Source organism: Gilvimarinus chinensis DSM 19667, assembly GCF_000377745.1.
In the GTDB taxonomy this organism is placed as follows: Bacteria; Pseudomonadota; Gammaproteobacteria; order Pseudomonadales; family Cellvibrionaceae; genus Gilvimarinus; species Gilvimarinus chinensis.
In genome coordinates this window covers 48,751-61,480 of the sequence record NZ_KB898710.1, presented here as the reverse complement: position 1 = coordinate 61,480, position 12,730 = coordinate 48,751, and the positions used below count along the sequence as shown (strand labels likewise).

Sequence of the window (12,730 nt, the reverse complement as noted above, 5' to 3'; positions counted from 1 at the left end):
GGCGTTTTGTGTTTCCATTCTCTAACACAGAACGTTAAATTTAGAATCGATACGCCATGCTCAAGCGAACATCCCGTCCCGGAGCAGGGTAGCCCTTAATACCGGTGTAGCCTTCGAGATGAGTAAAGTCTTCCACGCTACCATGATCCAGATACTCTTCATCAAATACATTTTTAACCGTTAGGGTCACACTGAAGCCACGCAAGCCGCTCGGCTCCCAGTGCGCATATACATCATGTACGTTATAGCCGGGTTTACTGATGGTCGCACCAGCCGATTCAACGTAGATATCATCCAGATCCTGCACAAGCGTCATGATCCAACCAATATCCATGGTTGATGCCAGCTGATAACTCGTATCCATCGTTAAGGTATTACCGGTCGAAGTACCTAAGTAACCGTATGAGTAACGGGTAAGGGCTTCGCCGTCCAGCTCTACATCGGTATCAACGTACGTCCACTTGGAGAACAAACGTTCGCCGTTATAAGTGGCGCCCAAGGAGTAACCATTGGTTTCCAATTCGCCCAGGTTTTCGTAGTGGCGCGACCAGGGCACGGCGTTACCAATGGCGTCTTCAATGGTGGTGTCGTGGTAACCGGCACTCAGCAAAAACGCGCCCAGGGTGTAGTCCAGCCCCAGCTCAAAGTTTTTTGCGCGCTCGGCTTTTAAATCAGGATCATTTGTGGTGCCAAACAATTTAAAGCCATCGTTGGTTTCAACCCCCCGCAGAGATTCAGCATAACCACCACTGAAGGTCAGATCGCGGGTCAGATCGTAGGCAAAACCGACGTTGGGACTAAAGCCGTCAGAATTAAATTCATTGTTTTCTTTATCCACTGCATTAAAGTCATCCCAGCGGGAGCCAAAGGTCAACAGCAGCGCGTCGGTGGCCTGAAAATGATCCTGCACAAAGAACCCCAGCACATCGCTGGTTTCTGTAAATGCGCTACCACCGATGGCTCTCTCACCTGCGGTAACTTCATCATCGCGGTAGTCAGAGCCGTAAACGATTTTATGATCACCCAGTTGACTGGTATTACTGAACAAGAACCCCTGCGTATCCACGGCGCTGGTGTAGTCATCCCAAGGGCGATAGATCTCAAAGTCCGTGTTATACAGGCTCACATCCAACAAAACCCAATCACTATCGGGCTTATCCCACGAGTATTTAACGGTGGTGGTTTTACGGTCAAACTCAAGATCGCGGAGCGGATTACGAGGACCCTCGCCCCATTCTGGGCGCGTCAGTTTTTCGCCTTCTTCGACCAAATTCTCGTAACTGATGCTCGCCCTGTGACCACCACCAAAATCACCCACCAGCTTTACAAAGCCCAGGTCTTGTTCCGAATTGGTGCCCGGTAGCTCATTGCCGTTGGGATCTTCCATGTCGTTTTGATCAGAGGTTACGTAGCTGGCCATAGCGCTAAAGGTGTTACCCAATCGACCATATACTGTGCCGCTGCCCTTGTACCCTTCTGTGTTGGAAAAATACCCAGCCTTTAAAATTGCGCCGAAATCACGATCCCCCAACATATCTTCAGGGTCTTTGGTTTCAAACTTAATCGCACCGCCCAGCGCGCCAGGGCCACTGGTGGCATCGCCCGCGCCCACCTGCACATGAACCTGTTTAAGCAGCTCCGGTTCAACCGAAATACGGCCGGTGTGGTGATAGGTCACGCCAGATTGGGTGGCACCATCCACAGAGATATTCAGGGTATCTTCACCCAGGTTGCGCACGTAGATCTTTTGCGCCGCGCCAACCGAGCCCCCTACCAGCACCGTGGGTACGCCCGAGAAAATATCATCCAGGTCATTGGCCTGTTTACGATCCAGGTCCGCCGACGTTAGCAAGCTGTCCACCGGCTCACCGATGACCACCAGCTCTTCGATTTCTTTGGGATTGTTGTCCCGCTCTTTCTCGTCTACGGCATTGGCCTCGGATTGCGCCAGGGAGAAATTTGGTGCCAGAGTGATGGCGAGAGCCAGAGGGCTGAGCTTGGCCAGGGAGTTAAACGGACGTTGCATGGAGATCGCTTCCTTCTATTCTCTGATTTCTAAAAAAGAAGCATTATCATTACCATCTTGACTCAAGTAAACACTTGTTACAGTTGTTACACAGCAATTTGCACAAAGCAGCACTCTGGTGAATAAGTCGCTAAAGAGAAAAATAAGGTTTGCACCCACAAACGATAATGAGTATCGTTTTGCGACTCCTGTGGAACAGATTTGTAAACAGACACGCCGCATGGAAATAAGAATGTCTACCAGAGATTTACCAATCCACGCCTTATGGCTGAGCCAAACGCCGCATGTGTTTAATCAGTTAAGCGACAGATTCGCCGGTACAGGTTGGAATGTGTCTTTTAGCGCCCACCCTCACACCTCGAGCCTTTATTCTCTGCCCCCGGACACGAACCTGCTTTTTTGCCAAATAGAGGACCAATTGCCGTGGTTCTGGGCCAACCTGCGCCACCAGAGCCAAACTAGACACTGCCCAATCATCGTCCTGGCCTCTGCACCAACACTCTGTGTACATGCCCTGCGCCAGGGCGCAGATGATTTCCTCTGCACTCCCGTCAATGCTGACGAACTCATGCTTCGCAGCCGCTCTGTGCTTAACCGCCTGTGGCAACAGCCTCCGGTAAAAACCACACAAACTTTAGCTCTTGGGCCGTTACAGCTGGACGCCCATGCACGTGCAGCTCATTACAACCAAAAGCCCATAGCCCTGACCGCCATCCAATTCAAGCTGCTGTTTTGCCTTGCCGAGCAGCACAACACCCTGCTGCGCAAAGCCGACTTACACCAGCGGGTGCTGAACAAACCCTATTGCCAGCACGACCGCAGTATCGATATGCACTTAAGCCGGGTAAGAAAAAAACTGATCGCACTCGGCATGCCCACTGACGCCATTCAAACCGTGCGCGGTTACGGTTATCAACTCTCTATGCAAGCCGCCTGCGAATAGCTTTCCTCTCAACCCTCCAAGCATGGAACACCTTTAAGTGAGCATCTATGAGCGTCACCCACAGCGACTATAACCCGGCCACCGACGGCCCCAGCATCAACGTCTTTTTTCGTTATGTGGGCGCTTCGGTAGCCGGATTACTGGCGCTAACCGGAGCCGCGCTGGTTGATGGAATCATGGTCGGAAAATGGTTGGGGGCGGATGCCCTGGCCGCTGTTAACCTGTTAATTCCGCTGTGGACCCTGCTGTTCGGCCTGGTACTTATGCTCGCCATTGGCGGCAGTGTTGCCGCCAGTCGCTATCTCGGGGCGCGCAAATACCACGCGGCCAATATAATTTTCAGCGGCTGCCTGTGCAGCGCGGGTATCAGCGCTGCAATACTTGCCAGCGCAGCCTGGTTTTTTGATCGCCAGCTATTGGCTCTGCTGGCCGTACCCGAGACACTGCTGATTTACGCCAAGCCCTACTTGCACATAATGTTGCTGGGGCTTATTCCGCAGTACCTGGCGGTGGTGCTGTATTACTTTTTGCGAGTCGCCGGGCAGCCTAGTCGCGCCAGTCGAGCACTGGTGTTGGGTGCACTGGTCAATATTGTGCTGGATGTGGTGCTACTGGCGGGCCTGCAGTGGGATATTCGCGCCGCCGCCCTGGCTACCACCGCCGCGCAAATTACCCAGTGTGTGTTACTGCTGCACACTTACCGCCGCAGTCAGCGCTTGCGCTGGCAGCCAAAATGGCTGGCACTGAGGCAAATGTTCAAACTGTGCGGCAACGGCTTATCGGAATTCGTCAATGAAGTATCCGCCGGTATCGTCCTGCTGGCAGTGCACTGGATTCTCAGCCGCGATTACGGGGTGGCCGCCATTGCCGGCTTTGCAGTAACCAACTACACCTTACTGCTGAACATTATGTTGGCCTGCGCCATAGCGGAGGTAGTGCATGTACTGGTTAGTCAGAATCGTGGCGCCGGAAACTGGCGCAGGGTCAATCGCTTTTGGCAATTGGGGATGGGGTTAGCCGCCGCCAGCGGCGCCCTGCTTTGGCTTTTGGCAATGTTCAGTAAGGGGCTTCTGGGCACTTGGTTTTTCCAGCAAGCCAGCCCCCAGGCCGCTTTTTACACCCAGCAGTTTCTCACCGTTGTGGCCCCGGTGTTTTTTCTCACCGGCATTAATTTGGTGATGTCGGCCTGGTTCACCGGCCTGCAAATGCCCCGATTTTCGGCGCTGCTAGCGCTTTCGCGCAGCCTTATTTTGCCGCTGGTGTTTATCTTGGTGTTGCGTCTGCTGCCGCAAAACCCGTTGTTTTTATGGGCGCTACCTCTGGCGGAGCTGCTGACCTTCGTGTTGGCAATCGGCTTAAAGAAGCAACATTCTGCCCGTAAAGCTGAACTTATCGTTACAGGATGACAAAAACGACAGATTTGTAACAATCGTAAAACTTAATGAAACTGGGACACATTCTCATATAATCGGTCGCACACTTTCCTCAACACGGAGTTACGAGGATACCCATGGCCGATTCTCCACGTCAGCTGGCTGAGCACCAAAGTTTCCAGGCATTTATTAATTGCTACCTGCGCGAGATAGATTCCGGTGTCTGGTTAAGCGGCACCGAGTTTGGACACTGCCACTGGTTAAACGCTGCCGCCTCTGACAACCCCTGGCTGGTGCAACTGCCTCTGGCGCAGCAAAACCTTACCTTGTGGCTCTCGGTCAGCTATCGCTCGCAAGTGGGTTGTCACCATATCGATAGCGTTTACGCGCAGCACAATATTGCCATTTTAGGCAGCTCGCCCCAGGCGGAAAATTTCTGGAGCGCGACTTTGCTGCTCATTAAAGAGCTGTTTCACGAGCGCGGCAACGGCACCAACCCTACATTAAAACAGCGGCAATTGGAGCTGACCCACCGTCTGACCGACAGTTTGCAAAACACGGTGCGCTACCTGGAAGCACGCTGGCAGCAACCCTACACCCTGCCGGATAATTTTCTCGCCGCAGAACAGAGCTTATTGCTGGGGCACTGGCTACACCCCACCCCCAAAAGCCGTCAGGGTATCCACGAGTGGCAACATAAAATCGTCACACCAGAAATGCAGGGCGAGTTGCAACTGCATTACTTTGCCGCGGCAAAAGAGTTAATTGAGCAGGACTCTCTACTCCCGCAGAGCGCCGCTGAACTGATTGCTGCGGATTTACACCCAGCCCCGCCGCTGCACGACGATGAACAACTACTGCCGATACACCCGCTGCAAGCTCAGTGGTTGCTAAGCCGCGAGCCGGTACAGCAGTTAATGCAACAGCAGAAATTGCGCTACCTGGGGCCGCAGGGGCCAAAGTTTGCGGCCACATCATCGGTGCGCACTCTGTACCGCCGTGAGGCGCGCTGGATGTACAAAGTCTCGGTGCCAATAAAAATCACCAATTCACTGCGCCAGAACAAACGCCACGAGTTAGATGCTGGTGTACTGATGGCGGAGCTTGTCCAGGCCACTGGCTTTTGCCATGACGCCAGTCCATTTCAACTTTTATTTGACCCGGCGTATATCACCCTGCGCGGAACCGGCGATTCTGAAACCGGCTTTGAAACCATTTTGCGCGATAATATTTTTACGCCCGAGCGCAATGCTGACGTCTATTGTCTGGGCGCACTGTTACAAGACACCTGGCACCGGCAACAAGAGTCTTCGCTGCTGGGCAGCATTATTAAAACTCAGGCAAAGCGAGAAAAACGCTCGGCCCACGCCCTCGCGCTGGACTGGTTTGACGCCTATTGGCACTGCGCCATCGAGCCGTGCATTGTACTGTTTGATCGCTTTGGCATCGCCCTGGAAGCGCACCAGCAAAACAGTTTACTGCGCCTGCACAACGGCTACCCCGACACCTACTACTATCGCGACAACCAGGGCTATTATTTGGAGCGCCGCCTGCAATCCACGCTGCAGCAACTTCAGCCCAAGCTCAAAGCCAACAGCGATTTGTTTTACGACACCGAGAGCATTCTCGATCGCTTTGGCTATTACCTGCTGGTCAATCAAGTATTTGCCCTTATTTATCGCCTGGGGGCCGATGCGTTAGTAAAAGAGGCTCAACTGCTGGCACTAATGCGCACCAAGCTGCGCCGTCTGCAAGCGCGCATGCAAGGGAGCGGTGCTGAGCTTTTACAGCGCTGGCTTACCGAACCACACATTGCCGCTAAAGCCAACTTACTTACTCGGGTTCACGACATTGACGAGCTGGAAGCGGAGTTAGAACTCGCCGCCTACACAAAAATTCGCAACCCTTTGTGTGAACCCGAACCGGTGACAGAGCGCAGCCGCGAGGCCGCCTATGTCTAGTTCAGCGATCGCGCTAAAAGCTGAAGCGCACTCGCCGCTAACACGGGTGGTGCGCCAAGCTTTGGAAGCGGCTTTAACGGAAAAGTTAATCGATTTTATTGTCAGCGGCAGCACCTTCTACTTTAACCTTGCGGGTAATCATTATCGCTGCACAGGGCGGGTGCGCGGCTTTGACCGGGTGCGACTTGAAATTTATACACTCTCACAAGTTAGCCCCGTTACGCGCGCCCCCAACTTGCAGCAAGTATTGACGCAGCTGCTGCAAGCCCTGCCAACAAGCGAGGCATTACGCGCGACTTTTTTACATGAGCTGCAGCAAACCGTGCACTGGTGCCAATGGAATGATACGCAGCACATTATTCGAACCCAAAGGCGCAACTTGTCTTTGTGCGAACTTGAAATGGCGATGCACGAAGGGCACCCCTACCACCCCTGCTTCAAAGCGCGCATTGGTTTTTCTGCCGCGGACCATAGTCGCTATGCGCCGGAGTGCGAAGCGCGCCTACAGCTGGTGTGGCTCGCTGTGACCAGAGAGTGTTGCTTTTTAAGTGGCGAGGCCCAAAGCGACGAGAATTTTTATCGCACTATTCTCAGCGCTGCAATCTGCGAAAAATTTAACCGCGCCCTGACTCAGCTATCGCTCGACAGTAAACACTATGTGTTTGTCCCCGTGCACCCGTGGCAGTGGCAACAAGTTATTGCCCCCAAACTCGAAGAGTACGATCAGCGAGTTGTGTTTCTCGGTAGCGCAGGAGATGATTATTTTCCCAGCCAGTCGGTGCGTACACTTTTAAACGCGGACAAGCCCACCGAGCCCGATGTAAAACTGCCGCTCAATATCATCAACACCTCGGCGCCGCGTTATTTACTTAGCCACGGTATAGACTCAGCGCCACTGATTTCAAAGTGGCTGACCAGCACCCTTGCCGACGACGCTTTTTTTCAGCGCTACCCGCTGATAGTGCTGCGCGAATACGCCGGTGTGCGTGTCAATGAAATCAAACTGTTTAACACTGACAAGCCGCAGGTAAGTCAGTTGGGCGCTATTTGGCGCGACAGTATGAACCGGCACCTGCAAGCTGGCGAACAGGCAGTTCCCTTTATGGCATTGTCACTTACCGAAGCCGACGGCAAACCTTTTATTGACCCCTGGATTGCGCAGTACGGATTGCGCCCCTGGCTACAGCAACTGCTGCAGACGCTGATTTTTCCGGTGTGGCATCTGCTGGCACACCACGGCATTGCCATTGAAGCCCACGGCCAGAACACCTTGATGGTGCACAACGATGGTTGGCCCAGCAAGTTGGCGGCGCGCGATTTTCACGAGAGCCTGGAGTATGTACCGGAGTTTCTCGCCGCGCCCGAGCGCGCGCCCGACTTCACCACCAACCCACTGTACGCCAACGCCCAAACCGATGAGTTTTACTGGATGCAATCTGTTGAAGCTCTGCGCGAGTTAACAATGGATACCTTGTTTGTCTTTCATTTATCAGAGCTGGCTCTGCTGTGCGAAGAACACTATCAACTTGCCGAGCGCGAATTCTGGCAAATGGTGCGTCAATGTCTGAATCAATACCGGCAGTTGGGTGTGTGCGATCCGCAAAGGCTGGAGCAGCTTAATTACCAGCAGGCGCACATTGCCGTTGAATCGCTACTGCGCAAAAAACTCTGTCGCCAGGCCCAGGAATACCACCACCGGGTCGCCAATCCGCTGGCTCCCACCGCCCACACTGATACGCTTTAAAGGTGATGCATGCTGTTTTACTTAGACGATAAAACCTACCATCAAGACGATCTCAACGCGCGCTGGCACACTCTGCAACAGCAGGGCCTCGGCAAGGCTAAACGCCTGGCCGTTTGCACCGCCGATACCTTTGAATGGCTCGCGGTGGCGCTCTACTGTCGTCACCACAACTTATCGGTCGCACCACTGCAGCCAGACACCCCCTACGAGACCGCACGGGCCAAAGCGCAAAAACTCGACTGCGACTACCTACTGTGGCAACACGGCGACAAACTGGAAAAAATTGGCAACAGCAGCAGCCCCTCTGGCACGTTAATTCAATTTAGCTCTGGCACCACCGGTGAGCCCAAAGCCATCGAGCGCAGCTGGCACGAGATAGATACAGAAATCGAACACTACAATCGCTTGCTCAATGTAAGCGCAGATATCACCCCGGTCATTGCCTGTGCCATTACTCACTCCTATGGTTTTATTTGCGGCTTGCTCGCGTCCATGGCTCGGGGAGTGGTACCGCATATTGTCACTGGCTGGAATCCCAAACAGCTGTTGCGAGTTTTAGAAAGCTACCCCAAACCCCTGCTCTACAGTTCACCGGTTTTTATTCATACCCTGCTTATGCTACAGCGCGGCGCTACCCCCCTGTACGGCGTTATGACCTCTGGCAGCGTTATGCCCGAACCCTGGTTTACACAACTGCGCGCCAAAGCAACGCATATTTGGCAGCAGTACGGCTGCTCGGAAGCCGGCTGTGTTGCTATTGCCTACCAGCCGCAAACAAGCAGCACCTTAGGCCGGGCGCTGCAGCACTGTAAATTGCAAGCCGGCAGCAGCGCAAAGCAAGCGCAAGAAATCATTATTGAGCAAGGCGATAAACCCATTCATACCCGCGACGCAGGGTTTATCAGCGCCGATGGCAATTTGCACTATTGCGGCCGCCTAGACGACACCATTATTTGCGGCGGCATTAATGTCTATCCGCAGGAAGTCGAAGCGGCCCTCAGCCAACATCCGGATATCGACGAAGCCGTCGTATTTAAAATGCCCGACCCATTGGCCGGCGAGCGGGTCGCCGCCATTTATACCGGCAGAGAACTCAGCGATGTCGAGCTGCGCACCTTTTTTCGCGAGCATTTAACCTCGCACCAGTGCCCCAGCTGGATTCAACACCAGAACCAGATTCCGCGCTTAAGTAACGGCAAAATAAGTCGGCGCCAATTAACACAACAGTTTGCCCGCCAGCCTCAGACTCAGCCATGCGAAGGAGTGGCCTGATGAGCAGCGACTTTATCTCCCAGTTGCGCGACCTGGTAGCGCAAACCCTGCCGCGTCTTGATGTCGCTGCCGTGCACACAGATGCCCACCTCACCTACGATTTAGGACTGGATTCGATTGAATTAATGCAGCTACTGGTGCTGCTGGAAACTCAAACCGGCTACCAAATTCCCGACTACGCATTGGATGCCGACAAGCTGCAAACCGTGGCCGATCTACAACAGCTGCTGTGTGCCCAAGATCAAGACACCGTGGGCGAACCCGAGCTGGACGTTAAAGTGCACTGCGTCGTCAGTTGCCTGTGCCACAGTATTAAACAACATGGGCTGGACCACCGCCCCTTTTACTTTGGCGTGTGGGATGCCGAAGTATTTATCGATGCACAACACCAACTGCGCTACCACAGCGAAAAGGTCGACCACGATTTTTTTATTCGCTGGTACCAGCGCTTATACGGCGCGAAAGTAACGCAATGGTACGACCACGGCCTGAGCAAGCAGAACAATATCGATACCCTGAGCGCTATGCTGCAACACCGCCCAGACTGGCAACAGCTGATGGTAATGCTGGATATGTATCGACTACCGGAGCGGGAAAACCGCTTTGCGCTGGACCCATTCCCACACTATGTTCTGCTGGAAAACGCCACTAGCGACGAAGACCTGTGGATGTGGGACCCGGACTTTCGCTGGGAGGGCAACCTCAAGCGCGAGCGTGTTATGCAAGCGATTGCCTCACCGGCGGTCGCCGGTGGCTATACGCTGGACACCCGCCCCCTGCACACTCCTTACGCCGCCGATATTGATGCCTACTTCAACGCCTGCTTTAACCCGCAGCAAAACCACCTGACCGACGCAGTCGAAACCATAATCCAACACCACCTACCCGGAGGCGCCCAGGCGCCAACGCAGCTGGGTAAAGCCCTGGCGGAGCTGCCGGTGCTCGCCATACGCAAGTACGCCTACGAGCATGGGTTGGCTTTCTTTTGGCGCGAGCTTAACCAACCGGCACAAGAATTCGAGCGCTGGTGCGACGCCATTGAAAGACTGGTGAAAGGTTTCGACAAACTGCTGTACCAGGCCAACAAATGGGCCATGACGCAAACCGGCGCCGATTTAGAACAACTGCTGGAGCTGGTAGCCGAGCAGAACCGGCGCGAACTGAACATCAAGCAAGCCGTGCGCGAGGCCCGCGACCAATGGCGCAAGCAAGCCTTTACGGACCACCGAGACGCGGAGCTCAAGCCGGCATGATGCACTTATCCCTTTGTACCATTAGCTTTCGCCATCACTTAATTTCCCTGCCAGAGCTGGCAACCTTTGCCGCTCGCAGTGGTTTAGACGGTATCGAACTATGGGCCGCGCATGCGCGCCATTTACGCGACCAACCCGGCCTTAATGGCCAATGGCTGAAAGCCATGAATCTGGATGTTGCCATGCTGAGCGACTACCTGCCCTTTCAGGGCCCGCTCCATACAGGGCAGGAAAAGCTCACAGAGTTATGCGAGCTAGCGCAGCATTGGGGCACTCGTAAGCTGAGAATTTTTGCTGGCCAAACCGCCAGCGCCGACGCATCCGCTGAACATTATCAACAACTGGTGATGCGGTTGCAGCAATATTGCCAACAAGCTCATAGCCACGGCTGCGAACTATTACTTGAAACTCACCCGGACACGTTTGCCGATACAACTCAGGCAACACTGAAACTATTAGGCGATGTGAATCACGCCGCGTTAAAAGTGAACTTGGACGTTTTGCACATTTGGGAGGCTCACGAAGACCCTGTTAAAGCCTGGCATTTGCTATCGCCCTACGTGCATCACTTACATTTTAAAAACATCAGTCGACGCGAACTATTACCGGTTTTCGCACCGGCCAATGTGTACTCCGCCGCCGGTGATCGCAGCGGCTTGGTACCACTGTTTGAAGGTGCTTACGATTATCAAGAGTTTATCAATAAATTGCCTCGCGACCGTGTTCACAGTGCATCGCTTGAGTGGTTTGGACCAGACCCGCAATGGACTATAGCTCACGACACGCAGAAAATTCGCGCGCTAAGCAGCGCTAAGAAATGTCTCGCATGAGCGCCAATAAGCCCCGTATAGAAACCCTAGATTCACTGCGCGGCGCCGCCGTGCTGGGAATCTTATTACTTAATATTGTCAGCTTTAGTCTACCTCGCGCCTACTCGGACCCCAGTATTTACGGCGGTGCCGAAGGTTGGAACCTGGCGGCTTTTGCGGTGACGCATTTGTTCTTTGAAGGCACCATGCGCGGTCTTTTTTCTTTACTTTTTGGCGCCAGCATTTTACTGCTAAGCGGTTATTGGCAAGGCGCCAACCAAAGTAGCCAAACGGGCGATCTGTATTACCGCCGTATGCTGTGGCTGTTTATTTTCGGACTGGTACACGCCTGGGGGCTGCTGTGGTTTGGCGATGTACTCTATTGGTATGCGTTAGCGGGTATGTTCGCCTACCCAATGCGAGTCTTACGCGCTCGTTGGCTGATGATTATCGGTCTTGCTTTGCTGGCAACTCTGGTGCCACGCACGGCGGACAAGGTACAAGACACCATAAACACTCAACAAACTGTGCAAATCGCTACCCAAAAAGAGCGGCAAAACCAAGCGTTAACCCAAACCGAACAAGAGGCTCTGGCTCACTGGGAGGACATACAGCGGTGGCGCAAGCCGGACGATGCTGAGCTTGCCCGTCAGATTGACGCGCTGCAGGGAAACTATGTGTCGGTATTCAGCGAGCTGAAGCCGACAATTATTGCCTATCAATCAACCATTGTTTACCAGGGCGGCTTGTTTGATGCTTTGGGCATGATGCTGATCGGGATGGCACTGTTTAAGACGGGGGTACTGACGGCCCAACGATCAACACGCTTTTACGCAAGTCTGGCCCTGGGCGGTATTGGCATTGGCGCTACCGTCAATGCGCTGGAGCTGGCCGCACTGATACGCCACGATTTCAGTTTACTCGCCGTGCTTAAATGGAGTTTTCTGGGGTTGTACTACGACGTGGGTCGCGTGCCTCTGACACTGGGTTATGTTGGCCTTTTCCTCTGGCTGGCTAAAACAGCTCGGCTTACCCGCGTGCGTCAGGCACTGGCCGTTTGCGGCAGAATGGCGCTCACACTATATGTCAGCCAATCTGCGCTTGGCGCGTTTATTTTTTATGGCTTTGGCCTCGGTTGGTACGGCCAATTAGAGCGTGCCGAACTGTACCTTGTGGTGGCCGGAATATGGACTCTGCAAATATTAACCGCCCACTGGTGGCTGACACGCTATAAGTTTGGGCCCCTTGAATGGCTATGGCGCTCGTTAGTGTATTGGCAACCCCAACCCATGGCGCAACAGCTCAGATACCCCCAACAAACCGCCAGCCACCGGTAAAACAACCCCAAC

9 protein-coding genes are annotated in these 12,730 nt (G+C 53.8%); 8 read left to right on the top strand and 1 reads right to left on the bottom strand.

What is annotated here, in order from left to right; genetic code table 11:
* Positions 1-40: 40 nt before the first annotated feature.
* Positions 41-2,026, bottom strand: coding sequence for a TonB-dependent receptor (locus tag D568_RS0113750; RefSeq protein WP_020210187.1), 1,986 nt, complete (start codon positions 2,024-2,026; stop codon positions 41-43).
* A 232-nt stretch (positions 2,027-2,258) separates the two neighbouring features.
* On the opposite strand from D568_RS0113750, the gene D568_RS20205 reads away from it, so the two are divergent.
* The 8 genes from D568_RS20205 to D568_RS0113710 all read left to right on the top strand — a co-directional run bounded on the left by D568_RS20205 (position 2,259) and on the right by D568_RS0113710 (position 12,718).
* Positions 2,259-2,969, top strand: a complete 711-nt coding sequence (locus tag D568_RS20205) for a response regulator transcription factor (protein ID WP_020210186.1) — start codon at positions 2,259-2,261, stop codon at positions 2,967-2,969.
* A gap of 47 nt (positions 2,970-3,016) precedes the next feature.
* Positions 3,017-4,375 (top strand): MATE family efflux transporter, encoded by a 1,359-nt coding sequence (locus D568_RS0113740; RefSeq protein WP_020210185.1) that lies wholly within the window; start codon positions 3,017-3,019, stop codon positions 4,373-4,375.
* Between the two features lie 104 nt (positions 4,376-4,479).
* The gene (locus D568_RS0113735; RefSeq protein WP_020210184.1) at positions 4,480-6,303 is read left to right on the top strand and encodes an IucA/IucC family protein; all 1,824 of its coding nucleotides are present in this window, start codon (positions 4,480-4,482) and stop codon (positions 6,301-6,303) included.
* Positions 6,296-8,047 (top strand): IucA/IucC family protein, encoded by a 1,752-nt coding sequence (locus D568_RS20200; protein ID WP_020210183.1) that lies wholly within the window; start codon positions 6,296-6,298, stop codon positions 8,045-8,047. The genes D568_RS0113735 and D568_RS20200 overlap by 8 nt, the downstream gene beginning before the upstream one ends.
* Positions 8,048-8,056: 9 nt before the next feature.
* Positions 8,057-9,319, top strand: coding sequence for an AMP-binding protein (locus tag D568_RS20195; RefSeq protein ID WP_020210182.1), 1,263 nt, complete (start codon positions 8,057-8,059; stop codon positions 9,317-9,319).
* Positions 9,319-10,572 carry a DUF6005 family protein gene (locus D568_RS20190; RefSeq protein WP_020210181.1) on the top strand — a complete coding sequence of 418 codons (1,254 nt, stop codon included), beginning with the start codon at positions 9,319-9,321 and terminating at the stop codon, positions 10,570-10,572. Before D568_RS20195 ends, D568_RS20190 begins: the two co-directional genes overlap by 1 nt.
* Positions 10,569-11,402 (top strand): sugar phosphate isomerase/epimerase family protein, encoded by an 834-nt coding sequence (locus tag D568_RS0113715; RefSeq protein ID WP_020210180.1) that lies wholly within the window; start codon positions 10,569-10,571, stop codon positions 11,400-11,402. Before D568_RS20190 ends, D568_RS0113715 begins: the two co-directional genes overlap by 4 nt.
* Positions 11,399-12,718, top strand: a complete 1,320-nt coding sequence (locus tag D568_RS0113710) for a DUF418 domain-containing protein (RefSeq protein WP_020210179.1) — start codon at positions 11,399-11,401, stop codon at positions 12,716-12,718. The genes D568_RS0113715 and D568_RS0113710 overlap by 4 nt, the downstream gene beginning before the upstream one ends.
* The last annotated feature ends 12 nt before the right edge of the window (positions 12,719-12,730 follow it).

Coding starts and splice junctions, on each gene's coding strand:
- D568_RS0113750 (WP_020210187.1), bottom strand. CDS start 2,026: ATGCAACGTCCGTTTAACTCCCTGGCCAAGCTCAGCCCTCTGGCTCTC.
- D568_RS20205 (WP_020210186.1), top strand. CDS start 2,259: ATGTCTACCAGAGATTTACCAATCCACGCCTTATGGCTGAGCCAAACG.
- D568_RS0113740 (WP_020210185.1), top strand. CDS start 3,017: ATGAGCGTCACCCACAGCGACTATAACCCGGCCACCGACGGCCCCAGC.
- D568_RS0113735 (WP_020210184.1), top strand. CDS start 4,480: ATGGCCGATTCTCCACGTCAGCTGGCTGAGCACCAAAGTTTCCAGGCA.
- D568_RS20200 (WP_020210183.1), top strand. CDS start 6,296: ATGTCTAGTTCAGCGATCGCGCTAAAAGCTGAAGCGCACTCGCCGCTA.
- D568_RS20195 (WP_020210182.1), top strand. CDS start 8,057: ATGCTGTTTTACTTAGACGATAAAACCTACCATCAAGACGATCTCAAC.
- D568_RS20190 (WP_020210181.1), top strand. CDS start 9,319: ATGAGCAGCGACTTTATCTCCCAGTTGCGCGACCTGGTAGCGCAAACC.
- D568_RS0113715 (WP_020210180.1), top strand. CDS start 10,569: ATGATGCACTTATCCCTTTGTACCATTAGCTTTCGCCATCACTTAATT.
- D568_RS0113710 (WP_020210179.1), top strand. CDS start 11,399: ATGAGCGCCAATAAGCCCCGTATAGAAACCCTAGATTCACTGCGCGGC.